The organism is Gammaproteobacteria bacterium (assembly GCA_021647245.1).
Classification (GTDB): domain Bacteria; phylum Pseudomonadota; class Gammaproteobacteria; order RBG-16-57-12; family RBG-16-57-12; genus JAFLJP01.
Map to the genome: position 1 here is coordinate 16,144 of JAKIVC010000006.1, position 13,602 is coordinate 29,745.

General features: G+C 49.5%; 16 protein-coding genes. 12 read left to right on the forward strand and 4 right to left on the reverse strand.

Annotation, left to right across the window (positions count from 1 at the left end; genetic code table 11):
* Positions 1 to 2 precede the first annotated feature (2 nt).
* Entirely contained in the window at positions 3 to 245 is a 243-nt protein-coding gene (locus tag L3J94_02855) for a M48 family metalloprotease (GenBank protein MCF6217694.1), read from the reverse strand.
* Between the two features lie 229 nt (positions 246 to 474).
* Here L3J94_02855 and L3J94_02860 point away from each other — a divergent pair, with 229 nt between their 5' ends.
* From L3J94_02860 to L3J94_02870, 3 genes are all read left to right on the forward strand, one after another.
* Complete coding sequence (locus L3J94_02860; GenBank protein ID MCF6217695.1) at positions 475 to 2,016, forward strand: Fic family protein; 1,542 nt, start codon at positions 475 to 477, stop codon at positions 2,014 to 2,016.
* Positions 2,017 to 2,128: 112 nt separating this feature from the next.
* Positions 2,129 to 2,398 (forward strand): hypothetical protein, encoded by a 270-nt coding sequence (locus L3J94_02865; protein ID MCF6217696.1) that lies wholly within the window; start codon positions 2,129 to 2,131, stop codon positions 2,396 to 2,398.
* Between the two features lie 11 nt (positions 2,399 to 2,409).
* Entirely contained in the window at positions 2,410 to 2,769 is a 360-nt protein-coding gene (locus L3J94_02870; protein MCF6217697.1) for an MmcQ/YjbR family DNA-binding protein, read from the forward strand.
* A gap of 596 nt (positions 2,770 to 3,365) precedes the next feature.
* Here L3J94_02870 and L3J94_02875 read toward each other — a convergent pair.
* Positions 3,366 to 3,689, reverse strand: coding sequence for a hypothetical protein (locus L3J94_02875; GenBank protein ID MCF6217698.1), 324 nt, complete (start codon positions 3,687 to 3,689; stop codon positions 3,366 to 3,368).
* Positions 3,690 to 3,922: 233 nt separating this feature from the next.
* On the opposite strand from L3J94_02875, the gene rpsF reads away from it, so the two are divergent.
* The 7 genes from rpsF to radA all read left to right on the forward strand — a co-directional run bounded on the left by rpsF (position 3,923) and on the right by radA (position 10,003).
* Positions 3,923 to 4,285 carry a 30S ribosomal protein S6 gene (gene rpsF, locus L3J94_02880; GenBank protein MCF6217699.1) on the forward strand — a complete coding sequence of 121 codons (363 nt, stop codon included), beginning with the start codon at positions 3,923 to 3,925 and terminating at the stop codon, positions 4,283 to 4,285.
* A gap of 40 nt (positions 4,286 to 4,325) precedes the next feature.
* Positions 4,326 to 4,556: a 30S ribosomal protein S18 gene (gene rpsR, locus L3J94_02885; protein ID MCF6217700.1), complete on the forward strand. Its 231-nt coding sequence runs from the start codon at positions 4,326 to 4,328 to the stop codon at positions 4,554 to 4,556.
* Between the two features lie 36 nt (positions 4,557 to 4,592).
* Positions 4,593 to 5,531: a YybS family protein gene (locus tag L3J94_02890; protein ID MCF6217701.1), complete on the forward strand. Its 939-nt coding sequence runs from the start codon at positions 4,593 to 4,595 to the stop codon at positions 5,529 to 5,531.
* A 30-nt stretch (positions 5,532 to 5,561) separates the two neighbouring features.
* Positions 5,562 to 6,011, forward strand: a complete 450-nt coding sequence (gene rplI / locus L3J94_02895; protein ID MCF6217702.1) for a 50S ribosomal protein L9 — start codon at positions 5,562 to 5,564, stop codon at positions 6,009 to 6,011.
* 141 nt (positions 6,012 to 6,152) lie between these two features.
* Positions 6,153 to 7,553: a replicative DNA helicase gene (dnaB, locus tag L3J94_02900; GenBank protein ID MCF6217703.1), complete on the forward strand. Its 1,401-nt coding sequence runs from the start codon at positions 6,153 to 6,155 to the stop codon at positions 7,551 to 7,553.
* Positions 7,550 to 8,629, forward strand: coding sequence for an alanine racemase (gene alr, locus L3J94_02905; GenBank protein ID MCF6217704.1), 1,080 nt, complete (start codon positions 7,550 to 7,552; stop codon positions 8,627 to 8,629). Before dnaB ends, alr begins: the two co-directional genes overlap by 4 nt.
* A gap of 3 nt (positions 8,630 to 8,632) precedes the next feature.
* Complete coding sequence (gene radA, locus L3J94_02910; GenBank protein ID MCF6217705.1) at positions 8,633 to 10,003, forward strand: DNA repair protein RadA; 1,371 nt, start codon at positions 8,633 to 8,635, stop codon at positions 10,001 to 10,003.
* A gap of 10 nt (positions 10,004 to 10,013) precedes the next feature.
* Here the strand turns inward: radA and L3J94_02915 are convergent, their stop codons facing one another.
* Together L3J94_02915 and dapE are read right to left on the reverse strand one after the other, a co-directional pair.
* Positions 10,014 to 10,388, reverse strand: coding sequence for a PilZ domain-containing protein (locus L3J94_02915; protein ID MCF6217706.1), 375 nt, complete (start codon positions 10,386 to 10,388; stop codon positions 10,014 to 10,016).
* Positions 10,389 to 10,453: 65 nt separating this feature from the next.
* On the reverse strand, positions 10,454 to 11,587 hold the full coding sequence (gene dapE, locus L3J94_02920) for a succinyl-diaminopimelate desuccinylase (protein MCF6217707.1): 1,134 nt from the start codon (positions 11,585 to 11,587) through the stop codon (positions 10,454 to 10,456).
* 206 nt (positions 11,588 to 11,793) lie between these two features.
* On the opposite strand from dapE, the gene fabA reads away from it, so the two are divergent.
* Positions 11,794 to 12,309, forward strand: a complete 516-nt coding sequence (gene fabA, locus L3J94_02925; GenBank protein ID MCF6217708.1) for a 3-hydroxyacyl-[acyl-carrier-protein] dehydratase FabA — start codon at positions 11,794 to 11,796, stop codon at positions 12,307 to 12,309.
* 9 nt (positions 12,310 to 12,318) lie between these two features.
* Positions 12,319 to 13,533: a beta-ketoacyl-ACP synthase I gene (gene fabB / locus L3J94_02930; GenBank protein ID MCF6217709.1), complete on the forward strand. Its 1,215-nt coding sequence runs from the start codon at positions 12,319 to 12,321 to the stop codon at positions 13,531 to 13,533.
* Positions 13,534 to 13,602 lie beyond the last annotated feature (69 nt).

Here is a 13,602-nt window from a genome sequence, read left to right on the forward strand (position 1 = left end):
TATCATGGGTGGTTTGCTTTGAATTGATCAACGAGTTTTATTCGTTCTTTAGTCGTTGGGTGTGTAGAAAAGAAATCAGCAATTGATTTTTCTTGTTGTAGTGTTTCTGTTTCCGCCGCATCATTTTTATTCAGGTAAAAACCTCCTAAGCGCCCCATGACCGCCGCAAAATGGTCGACGGGGATACCAAAGCGATCCATTTGCTCAAGCGCGAAATCATCAGCCTCTTTTTTCTTTTTTCGCATCGGAAAGTCTAGCGTAAAAGCGTTGAAGATACAGCTAAGATCACAGAATTAGCCTTAACGGGAGAGATGCTTGGCAAGATTAGCCGTATTGTGAGTATTTTAATTTTAGTGAGGTTTACATTAAAGGAATGCTTTGCTACAACATTAAAGTATAAATATAGTTCAGCGTTAAATTATAAGTAACATTCAACACTAAACAATAAAATCTAAGTCGTAAAATGAGAATCTGATGGCCACATTTGGGGAATTACTGGCAACCTCTTTGGAACGTGTAAAGGGTGTTGCTAAGGATAATATTGTACAGGCAAGCCACATAGGGCGTGCTGACCGGGAGCGTTTGCTGAAAAATGGCTGGCTCACGCCGATTATCCGTGGCTGGTACATTCTTGGTCATCCTGAAGGGCAGGGGGAAACCACCCAGTGGTATGCCACCTATTGGCATTTTATTTGTGATTACCTAGCTGAACGATACGGTGAAGCGTATTGCCTCTCTCCAGAGTCATCATTAGATTTTTGGCTGGATCAGAATAACGTCCCCCAACAGTTGATGGTGGTGGGTGCCTCAGGGGGCAATACCCGTGTAGAACTACCCCATGACACCTCACTGTTGGTTTGGAAAGGTGAGGTTGCTCAGGCGCGTGAGGTGATTGAGGGCATTCAAACCCTGCCACTGGCCGCTGCGCTTTGCCGTGCCTCCCCCTCATTTTTTAGCCATAACCCCACCTCTGCCGAGATCGCTCTGCGCATGGTCGATCCAGCGGCTATCGCCCGCTATGTGCTCGACGGTGGTCACTCGGTAATCGCAGGGCGTATGGTGGCGGCTTATCGCTTTTTAGGCGATGAGGCCGCAGCAGAGACCATCAGTGCCGGATATAACATGGCAGGGGAGCGCATTCGTGAAACCAACCCATTCACCATTGAGCAACCACTGTTAGGGCAACGCTCACGCCCAACACGTTCCCCCTATGTCGCACGTATTGAAGCCCTGTGGCAACAGATGCGCGAAGGCGTGATGGCTGCTTTTCCTAAAGCACCAGGATTGCCTGATGACTCATCCCAGTACCTTGCCCAAGTGGAGGAACGTTACCGGTTTGATGCCTATCACTCACTCTCTATCGAAGGTTATCAGGTCAACTATGATTTGATAGAACGCATCCGGCAGGGGGCATGGAACCCTGATGACTCAGCTAACGATCGTGATCAACGTAATGCCATGGCGGCTAAAGGCTACCACTTAGCGTTCAATAAAGTCTGTGAGAGTCTATCGGCCATCTTTGAGAACGCCACTGCGGGTGAGGTGATCGAGCGTGATCTGCATAAATGGTATCAATCACTATTTGAACCCTCTGTTCAAGCCGCAATAGTGCGTGCCTCCGATTTGGCCGGGTATCGTAATGATCAGGTATTCATTCGTGGTGCCGCCCATGTGCCTCCACCAAAAAGTGCGTTGATGGATGCGATGGAGGCATTTTTCTATTGCCTAAAAAACGAACCAGAAGCTTCGGTGAGGGCAGTGTTAGGGCATTTCATGTTTGTTTTTATCCATCCTTATATGGATGGCAATGGCCGCATTGGTCGTTTCATTATGAATGCGATGCTGGCCTCAGGTGGCTATCGCTGGACAGTGATTCGCTCTGACAAACCACGGCGAGATAAATACATGGATGCGTTGGATCTAGCCTCATCGAAACATGATATCAGTGCCTTTGCTGAATTTGTGGTGGAAGAGATGGCGGTGGAGTGGGGGAGTGATGTTGAGGATATTGATTGATTTCAAGTGATTTATAAATAACGTATGGCATATGCCGATTCATTATGTTAAATCTTGGTTTAAGCGCGTGGTTGATCCTCCTATTCCCTGAATGATTTTAGAGGGTAAGAGAATGCGGAATATCATACTGAAAATTATAGATGCATGTTTGGCGCTATTCGTAGGGATATCCGTTGGTTTTTTTCTCCACTGGGTGTTGGGCGTGGCACTGACAATCTATTGCCTAAAACGTATCTTTTTTCCAAGGCCAGAAACACGCATACAAACGCCTTCATTTGAAAGAAAAAAGGCGTTGGAAGATATGCGCCGCAGAGAAGATAAAGAAGAGTTTGATCAGCGGTTTTTCGATATGGGTTTTTTAGCGATCACCTGTAAGAACTGAGGTTACATTCTGTGAAGGTAAATAAGCTCGAAGAAACTCTCGGAAAACAAAAAGGCGCAGAGGGAAGTAACCCATTTGGCCCAGAGGCACTGGTCTTTAAAGTCATGGGCAAAATGTTTGCGTTGGTATCTCAGAAGGAAGAAATGCCCAGAATTACATTGAAATGCCGCCCGGCGGATGGCGAGGTATTAGTGAGTCAATATGACTCTATTTCACCTGGGTACTATATGAATAAACGACACTGGATCACTATTTCATTAAGCGGAGAGTTGCCCGAGGAGATGATTCTGGATTTGGCCAATGGGTCATATGATTTGGTTGTCAGTAAGCTGACTAAAGCCGACAAGAAAAAGCTGGAAGCGTGTGAGTGAGATAGAAAAACCGGAGGTACTGGCCGTATTTGATAGCTATCCTTCGGAGATGCGCCAAAAGTTACTCTTTCTACGAAAAAATAAGAAAATAAGGGGTGTGCGGCCGAGCAAGGTCGATATTTCCAACGGGTGAGAATCCCGTTCCAGCAAGGTATGTCAGCCACTGGGTAGTAAACATCGGGTAGGCGGAGGTAACTCCAAATATTAAGCACGATGTGCGCAAGGCAACAGGCCGTAAGCATTAGCTGAAGTGATTTAGCCTCGTAAGTTTTTTATCCAAGCAGGACGACAGGGTACCCCTCCTGGAAGTCTCCATTGCGTGGTGCATCAGACAAGTGCCATAGAGCTGCTTCGGGGTTGTAAAGCATGGCATGTTGACCATTATGAAGTATCGGCAACTCGGGAGATCCTGAACGGTCTCTCAAGAAGAGAGAGCTTAATAAGGGGTCAAATACAATATTAACTCTTTGGTTGTATAGCCTATCCTTGGTTATACAGACTACTCACTGTTCACTTAGGATTGAGGCGCACAATAAATATTCCAGCGACCAGGTAAAAATGAAGAGGTGATTAGAAGAAAATAAGAGCTTAGTTTGTCAGCCTGGTATAGATAAATAGTTAATATTATACTTGACCCTCTTTACTTGGGGGAGTGTGTTGAGATCCAGTACAGTGCGCAGTGCTTCATCTTCCTGAAGGTGGCGAAGATCGTCTAGGTGAAAGCGGCCTTCATGCTGCATTAAAATGAGCGCCTTGATGAATTCAGACGGTTTATATCCGCGATTGCTTTTGGGCAGCGGAAAGTGATGGTCAATACGCTCGGCGAGATTGGGAGAGTCCATTAACTGGGCCGTGGCTAATAAGCCGGCACGGGATGTGAGTAAGTCGTTTGTGGTATCAAGTTTGTAGGGTCGAATCATCATAAGCCTTGAGCTGTGCACCCATTGGGTGATGGTGGGTTTCGTTGCTAACCATTATACAGTCAAGGCTTTCTGCGGTTTAGAGGTTTCTATCTGGGGGTGAGGGGGATTGCATTATCTTTCGGGCTTCAGTAGAATGCGCGTTGCCGTACTTGTGTGTGCGGTATTTTTGTATTAACTCCTTGCCTTTTGCTATGTGCTGAAGGCCAGAAAAAGTCCGAAGGGAGCTTTTAATGAAACATTATGAAATCGTATTTCTGGTTCATCCGGATCAGAGCGAGCAGGTCTCTGCAATGATCGAGCGTTACCGTGGAATCATCGAGGCGGATGAAGGAAAAGTTCATCGCCTGGAAGATTGGGGTCGCCGCCAGTTGGCCTATCCTATTAACAAAATCCATAAAGCACACTATGTTCTGATGAATGTTGAGTGCTCAAAAAATGCATTGGATGAGTTGACCAGTATGTTCCGCTTTAATGACGCGGTGCTGCGTAATATGGTTGTCAGCATGAAGGGCCCAGTGGTTGAAGCATCACCACAAGCACGTCGTGAAGAGAGCCAGGGACGTACTGAAGAGACTAAAGCAGCTGCAGAGTAAGCGCTGTTTGTTATTTGAATTGTTAAGATAGGATATAGAGATGGCTCGTTATTTTCGTCGTAGAAAGTTCTGCCGCTTCACGGCAGAGGGTATTACAGAAATCGATTACAAAGATCTCGCTACCCTGAAAAATTATGTTACTGAAACCGGTAAAATTGTACCTAGTCGTATTACAGGTACAAAAGCACGCTATCAGCGTCAGCTCTCTACCGCTATCAAACGTGCTCGTTTCCTTGCGCTATTGCCCTATTGTGATGCGCACGAAAACTAAGCCGTTTTTGTACAAGGTATAAGGTAGGAATAGGTTATGCGGTCTTTGGCATCATTTATTATGCGTGGCCGCATGCAGGCAGTTCTGATTACAATACTGTTTGCTGGATTATCGCTGCCGCTCGCGCCCTTCATCTACCTGAGTGGTGGTGCGGTGGCGCTGGTGACATTGCGCTTGGGTCCATTGAGCGGCTTTTCGGTTGTTCTAATATCCGGTGTTGCGATTTCGCTATTAGCGATGATTGCGATGGGGAGCTTGCTTCCCGGCATTGTGTTCATGGCGATGATCTGGTTGCCCGTTTGGGCGCTATCAGTGCAGTTACGGCAGAGCGGTTCGCTGAATTACGTGATCGCCATCGCATGTGGTATCGGGTTGCTATTGACCTTGTTGGCACATCTGTTATTGGGTGATCCGGTTGCCTGGTGGCAGCAGGTGTTGGAGCCGCTCTTGGCAACCATGGGTGATGTGGCCGGTGGCGTCGAAATGGCGGCTTTTACCGAGCAGTTGTCCCGACTCATGACAGCGATTGTCGTAGTTGCCTTGACACTGAATATACTGTTTGGCCTTTTTATTGGGCGATGGTGGCAGTCACAGTTGTATAACCCGGGCGGGTTTAGGCTAGAGTTTCATCAGCTTCGCCTGCCAAAAGCACTCGCATGGATAGCCCTTGTGGTGATGTTAGTGTCAATGTTTGCCCAGCAGGGCGCGGGGATGCTGGCAGGCAACTTGATGATTGTTTTGGTTTTTTTCTACCTCCTACAGGGGGTGGCGATTATCCATGGCGTGGTTGCCGAACGGAAAATGAATGTGGGCTGGTTGATCGGCCTCTATCTTTTGATGGTGTTTGCACTGCCGCAAGTTGCAGCTCTGTTGATGCTGCTGGGGCTTAGTGATACTTGGCTTGATATACGCCGACGCCTCTCTCGCCCCGAGAAAGATCAGCAGAAGAGTGATGATCAGGACAGCGCTGATTGAATTTAATGATTAAACAAGAGGTGTATTGGGATGGATGTGATTCTTCTCGAGAAAGTTCGTAACCTGGGAAGCCTGGGTGATAAAGTTTCTGTAAAATCGGGCTATGGCCGTAATTTTTTAATTCCACAAAGTAAGGCAGTGCCGGCAACGGCATCAAACATTGCCTCTTTTGAGGCACGTCGTGCCGAGCTTGAAAAGGACGCATCTGAACTGTTGGTAGCAGCTCAGTTGCGTGCGGAAAAGCTGGAAGGGCTTGTAGCGGTAACAATCGTTGGTAATGCAGGCGATGAAGGTAAGTTGTTTGGCTCTATCGGTACAGCCGATATTGCGGCTGCAGTAACAGCGGCGGGTGTTGAGCTCAGTAAAGCTGAAGTGCGTATGCCTGAAGGGGCTATTCGTGCAATAGGTGAATATAGTGTTGCGGTTCATCTGCATGTTGATGTTGATAGCCAAGTGAGTGTTAGCGTAATAGCTGAATAACACTGCGGTAAAAGAGGGCGGGCACTCGAAACGGGTGCCCGCCTTTTTTCGTTGTGATATTTGGGGTGGCAACGGCATCTGTGGTACGCCCTTCTATTGTGATAACCTCTCAGTTAACCCTCTATTCTGAATAAAGTGATTATGTCCCCAAAAGCAAACTCGGGTAACCCGGTCGATGAATCGACAGCCTCTTTAAAGATTCCACCGCACTCGATTGAGGCGGAGCAGTCGGTGCTCGGCGGGCTCATGTTAGATAACAACGCCTGGGATCAGGTGCTTGATCTGATCGCCGAGGAGGACTTTTATCGCCATGATCACCGGATGATTTTTGCGGCGATAGCGGTTCTAGCGGGGCGAAATGAGCCATGTGATGCCATTACACTCTCTGAACAGCTGGATAAAATGGCAGAGCTGGAGGGTGTGGGGGGGCTTAGTCAGCTGGGGATGTTGGCAAAAAACACCCCGAGTGCGGCCAATATTCGTGCATACGCTGAAATAGTCCGCGAAAAATCAGTGTTGCGGCAGTTGATTGATGTGGGAACAACGATTGCCAACAGTGGCTATCAACCCGATGGGCGTAGCAGTAGTGAGCTGCTTGACCTGGCTGAGAGTCTGGTTTTCAAAATTGCGGAGCAGGGTTCGAAAAGTAAGCAGGGCTTTCAGGATATTAACGAGCTGCTGGTCAAGGCTGTTGATAAAATTGATACTCTCTATAATAGCGACTCACCGATTACCGGTATTACGACCGGTTTTGTCGATTTTGATAAACAGACCTCGGGGATGCAGCCGTCAGATTTAATTATTGTTGCGGGCCGGCCCTCAATGGGCAAAACAACCTTTTCAATGAACATTGCTGAAAACGCGGCACTGAAGACCAAAAAGCCAGTGGCTATTTTCAGTATGGAGATGCCGGGTGAGCAGTTGGTGATGCGAATGCTCTCCTCATTTGGCCGTATTGATCAGACCAGGCTCCGCAGTGGTAATCTGGAGGATGAAGATTGGCCGCGTCTTACCTCGGCTGTCTCACTCTTGCAGCAGACGCAGATTTTTATCGATGATACACCTAGCTTAAGCCCCAACGACTTGCGTGCCCGTTCCCGTCGGCTGGTGCGTGAGCACGGTGATCTGGCACTGATCGTGATTGATTATCTTCAGCTGATGCAGGTGCCGGGTTCAAAAGAGAACCGTACTGCAGAAATATCTGAAATTTCACGGTCGTTGAAGGCGTTGGCTAAAGAGTTGAATGTGCCGGTTGTGGCGCTCTCTCAGCTTAACCGTAGCTTGGAGAGTCGGCCTAATAAACGTCCGATCAACTCTGATTTGCGCGAGTCGGGGGCGATTGAGCAGGATGCGGATGTGATTGTCTTTATCTATCGTGATGAGGTTTATAACGAAGATAGCCCAGACAAAGGTGTGGCGGAGATTATTATCGGTAAACAGCGTAATGGCCCCATTGGCACCACGCGCCTGACCTTTTTGGGTAAATACACCAAATTTGAAAACTACGCCGGGCCTGCCTACGATGAGGATGGGTTCACGTGATTCAACGAGCCTGGGCTACCATTGACCTGGTCGCGCTACAGCATAATCTGTCGGTTGCAAAACAGGCCGCGCCACAGAGTAAGTTATTGGCGGTGATCAAGGCGGATAGTTATGGTCATGGTCTCTGCCAGGTCGCCAAGGCGCTGAAAAATGCCGATGGTTTTGGTGTGGCTTGCCTGCAAGAGGCGATCAAGCTGCGTGAGTCGGGCATCCAGAAAACTATTCTGCTGTTGGAAGGTGTTTTCAGCTTTGAAGAGCTTAAAGGGGTGCAGCAGTATCAATTGTCGATTGTTGTTCACCAGCTTCAGCAGGTTGAGTGGCTAGAGCAGTTAGCGAATAGCCGTGATGGCTTGATATCCACCTGGCTGAAGCTCGACACAGGCATGCACCGTTTGGGTTTTTCTGCCGCGCAGTTTGTTGAGGCCGCAGCACGCCTGAAAAATTGTGCGGTGGTTGGTAGTGATATTACCCTGATGAGTCATTTTGCAAATGCCGACTCACCCTCTCACCCGGCAAATCAGCGGCAACTCTCTTTGTTCAATACGCTATCGAAAACATCATCGAAAAGTATGGCGAATTCCGCAGCACTGCTTGCGCTGCCGCAGAGTCGATTTGACTGGGTACGACCGGGTATCATGCTTTTTGGCTGCTCTCCTTTCGTCGCGTGGGAAGCTGAAGGGCACGATCTACGCCCTGTGATGACGTTAAAGGCGAGGCTGTTTGAGATTAAACGGCTCAAAAAGGGCGATGCTATCGGCTATGGTGGTAGTTGGGTCTGCCCCGAGGATATGAAGGTTGGCGTGGTCTCTATCGGCTATGGCGATGGTTACCCGCGTCATGCCGCCAGCGGCACACCCGTGTTGATTGACGGTTATAATTGCTCGCTGGTGGGGCGGGTCTCTATGGATATGATCTGTGTGGATCTGCGAAATCACCCAGGTGCCCAATGTGGTAACGAGGCTGTTTTATGGGGTGCTGGGCTTGCCATAGAACGGGTTGCCATCGCAGCAGATACGATTGGCTATGAGCTGCTGTGCGGAGTTACATCACGGGTTAAGTTGGAGTATTTGGGGTGAGCGATGGCCAAGGCTAAAACAGTTTTTGCCTGTACCGAGTGCGGTGCCCAGGCAGGCAAGTGGGCGGGTCAATGTGCAGATTGTGGGGTCTGGAACTCGCTGGTTGAGCAGAAGTTTGAGTCGGCATCGCCGGCGAATGTTCACCCCCGTTTTGCAGGTTACAGTGGTGGAGTTCGTTCACAAATACAGATGCTCTCTGACGTGGAGCGCCGCACCGACCTGAAAACCCTCACGGGCATTAAGGAGCTGGATCGGGTATTAGGCGACGGCTTGGTCCATGGTGCGGTTGTGATGCTGGGCGGTGACCCTGGAATCGGTAAATCCACTCTGTTACTACAAGCGATAGCGGCGCTGAGCGACCGGTTGCCTTGTCTCTATATTACCGGCGAGGAGTCGCTCTATCAGGTGAGTGCGCGTGCTCAGCGGCTCAGCCTTCAACTGGATCGTCTTCAGCTGCTGGCAGAGACCTGTGTTGAACGTATCCTGGAAATTGCTCAACAAGCGCAGCCTAAAGTGATGGTCATTGACTCCATTCAAACGGTCTACACCGAGGCGCTTCAATCAGCACCCGGCGGTGTCTCCCAGCTGCGTGAAAGTGCTGCGATGCTGGTACGTTATGCTAAGCAGAGTGATACGGCGATTTTTCTGGTGGGACATGTCACAAAAGAGGGTACCTTGGCAGGGCCAAGGGTGTTGGAGCACATGGTTGATACGGTGCTCTATTTCGAAGGTGATGCCAGTAGCTCATTTCGCGCCATACGCGCCATCAAAAATCGTTTCGGCGCGGTGAACGAGCTGGGTATGTTTGCCATGACAGAGAAAGGGCTGCGCGCTGTCACCAACCCCTCAGCGATGTTTCTTTCACGGCACCCTGAGCCGGTTCCTGGCAGTGTGGTGATGGTTACCCGCGAGGGAACTCGGCCACTGCTGGTAGAGGTTCAGGCACTGGTGGATGAGAGCCACCTTGCCAACCCACGGCGTGTAACGATTGGCTTGGAACACAACCGTTTGGCCATGCTACTGGCGGTGCTGCATCGGCATGGCGGTATACCCACCTTTGATCAGGATGTGTTTGTGAATGTGGTGGGTGGTGTTCGGGTCACCGAAACAGCGGCCGACCTGCCTGTGATCATGGCAGTGCTTTCCAGCTTGCGTAGCCGACCCCTCGATAATGGGACAATAGTCTTTGGTGAGGTGGGGCTGTCCGGAGAGGTGCGGCCAGTGCAGAGTGGCTTGGATCGCTTGAAAGAGGCGGCGAAGCACGGTTTCAAGCGTGCGATTATACCAAAAGAGAATGCCCCCAAAAGCGGTAAAATAGAGGGGCTGGAGATTATAGCCGTCAGTCGCTTGAGTGACGCATTAGGCTATTTGTAGTTGCTGATTTCTATCGATCTTTGTTCTCAATCAGAGCGGCAAGTTCACGATCGAGAATACTCTCATCGCCTAGGTTCAATTCAATTAAGCGGCGCAGGTGGGTGATGCTATCTAGGCCTATGTGCAGGCAGTTGAAGCCGATATGTTTATCATCCAGGTGTGTCACCTCAGCTTCCATTCTGATCGAGACGGCATTCTCTCCTCCATCAAGATCAAGCTCAATCAAGAACTTATCCCCCAACGCGCCTTCCCAGTCGCTGGGTCGGTCAAGCAGTGCGCCCTTTAACGAGATGTCGATAAGCGGACTGCTCCAGCTGCCCATAACGTTGACAATATTGGCAGTTGCCTCAAATGGTATGCGTGTAAAGCGTCTCTTCTCTATCATATTTCCCCCGGTAGGCTCAGTATTAAACTACTGCATTAAAAGCCGATGATGCAATCTTTATCTTGTTACTTGGTGAGTAGATTCTTCAGCAGGCGTTGATATATTGAGCTAAGGAGGTCAAGGTCACTGCTGCGTACACACTCATTTACCTTGTGGATGGTTGCGTTGATGGGCCCCAGTTCTACCACTTGTGAGCCTGTTGGCGCAATGAAACGACCATCTGAGGTTCCACCGGATGTGGAGAGCTCGGCACGGTAACCGGTTATAGACTCTATGGCATCACCCGTGGCCTCGACCAGCGCACCCGCTTTGGTTAGAAAGGCGAGTCCTGATAAATTCCACTCGACTTGGTAATTGAGCTGATGGCGGTCAAGGATCGACTCCACCTGTTGCTGGAGCTTTTGATGGGTGGTTTCAGTTGAGTATCGAAAGTTGAAAATCACCTCGCATTCACCAGGAATAACATTCGTTGCGCCCGTGCCACTGTTAATGTTGGATATTTGAAAAGAGGTGGCGGGGAAAAACTCATTCCCATTGTCCCACTCAATTGCGCAGAGTTCGGTTAGTGCAGGCATCGCTTTGTGTATCGGGTTTTCTGCCAGGTGTGGGTAGGCAACATGTCCTTGAATTCCCTTAATAACCAAGCGGCATCCCAGTGAGCCACGCCGCCCATTTTTGATGACATCACCCAATTTTGTGGTGCTTGAAGGCTCACCAACCAGGCAGTAATCCATCTTTATGTTGTTTTTTTCAAGATAGTCGACAACTTTGACCGTGCCGTTGATGGAGGGGCCCTCTTCATCACTGGTGATCAAAAAGCCAAGGGTGCCGAGGTGATCAGGGTGCTGTGCTACAAATGTTTCACAGGCGGTTATCATCGCCGCAAGGCTCCCTTTCATATCGGCCGCACCACGCCCGTAGAGGTAGCCATCGCGCTCAGTCGCCTCAAAAGGGGGGGAGTCCCACTCATTTAAAGGGCCTGTTGGCACAACGTCGGTATGCCCTGCAAATGCAAACAGAGGCTTAGATTCACCTCGATGCGCCCAAAAATTATCGACCTCGCCGAAGGGGAGCCGGGTAATCGTAAAGCCAATTGCTTCCAGTCGCTTGATCATTAAATCGTGACACCCCCCGTCAGAGGGCGTAATCGAAGGTCGGTTGATCAACTGTTTGGCGAGGGTTAAGGTTGCTGAACTCATTGAATCTCAATTCTTTATTGTTGTCATACGGTTTTATCAATCATAGCAGAAAGAAGGTGAGCGCGTTACTCACTGCATTGTTCAATATGAAATGAGTCCAAAGGATGGGCTTAGCGTATTAATTGCAGTATAATGCGACAACTTTTTGGTGTGTATTTAAAGAACTAGCGTTGTCGGCACTATCGTTCGGCATCCGAGGATGGAAAATGACAAAACAACCAAGTTACTCCTACGAAGATTTGATTCGTTGCGGACAAGGTGAAGTTTTTGGCCCTGGCAACGCACAACTGCCTGCGCCGCCAATGCTGATGCTGGATCGGATCACAACGATCTCTGAGGAGGGTGGGGAGCACGGAAAAGGACAGATTATTGCCGAGCTGGATATCAATCCCGACATGTGGTTTTTTGAGTGTCACTTTAATAATGATCCAGTGATGCCGGGTTGCTTGGGGCTGGATGCAATGTGGCAGTTAGTTGGTTTTTACCTAGGTTGGATGGGCGGCGCGGGTCGTGGTCGCGCCTTGGGATCCGGTGAGGTTAAGTTTACAGGCCAAGTAACGCCTGAGTGCAAAAAAGTAACTTATCGCATCGATATCAAACGGTTAATTATGCGCCGATTGGTGATGGGTATTGCTGACGCTCGCATGGAGGTGGATGGCCGTGAAATTTATACCGCCAAAGATTTACGAGTGGGTCTTTTTACCTCGACAGAAAACTTTTAGGGGGTGCTCTTGAAACGCGTCGTTATTACCGGTTTGGGCATTGTTTCCAGTATTGGCAACAATAGACAAGAAGTAGCGGACTCATTGCGACAAGGAAGGTCGGGTATCGAGTACGCCTCTGAATATGCGGAAAAGGGTTTTCGTTCTCATGTTTACGGCTCGATCAATATCGATATTGAAGCGCTGATTGAGCGTAAAATTCGTCGATTTATGGGGGCGGCAGCGGCCTACAACTATATCGCAATGCAGCAAGCGGTTGAGATGTCGGGTCTGACAAAAGAGCAAATATCCAACCCGCGTACCGGTTTAATCGTAGGGTCTGGTGGTGCATCTCATGCCAACTCCGTTGCTGCGGCAGATATTCTGCGTGAGCGTGGTGTTCGCCGTGTTGGACCTTATATGGTGCCAAAAACCATGGGTTCAACCACGTCAGCAAATTTGGCAACCGCCTTCAAAATTAAAGGGATTAACTATTCGATCAGTTCAGCTTGTTCGACCAGTGCTCACTGCATTGGCAACGCCTGCGAGCAGATTCAAATGGGTAAACAGGATGTTGTTTTTGCCGGTGGTGGTGAGGAGCTGAGCTGGGAGAGCTCGTTGATGTTTGATGCAATGGGTGCGCTCTCAAGCAAATATAACGAAACGCCTGATAAAGCCTCCCGAGCCTACGATGCTCATCGTGATGGCTTTGTCATCTCCGGTGGCGGTGGCTTGGTGGTCTTAGAGTCATTGGAACATGCGGAGGCACGCGGTGCCAAAATCTATGCCGAAATCGTAGGTTATGGTGCCACATCTGATGGCTTTGATATGGTGCAGCCATCCGGAGAAGGTGCGGTGCGCTGTATGCAGCTGGCGATGTCGACGGTTGATGGCAAAATTGACTATATCAACGCCCACGGAACCAGCACCCCGGCGGGTGATGTGAAAGAGCTGGGAGCAATTCGTGATGTGTTTGGCGATGATATGCCAAAGATCAACTCCACTAAATCACTCACCGGGCACGCACTGGGTGCGGCGGGTGTTAATGAGGCGATCTATTCGATTATCATGATGGAAGAGGGCTTTGTTGCCGCATCCGCTAACATCGAAGAACTCGATGCAGCGGCACAAGGGATGCCGATTGTACGCAAGCTCGAAGAGCTGCACCTGGATAGGGTGATGAGTAATAGCTTTGGCTTCGGTGGTACCAACGCAACACTGGTGATGCAGCGTTACAAAGGGTAGTTATCCTCTACACTAGAGGGGTGCTCTGCGGGGTGCCCTTTACCCTTCTACACGCCGCACCTATTCCCA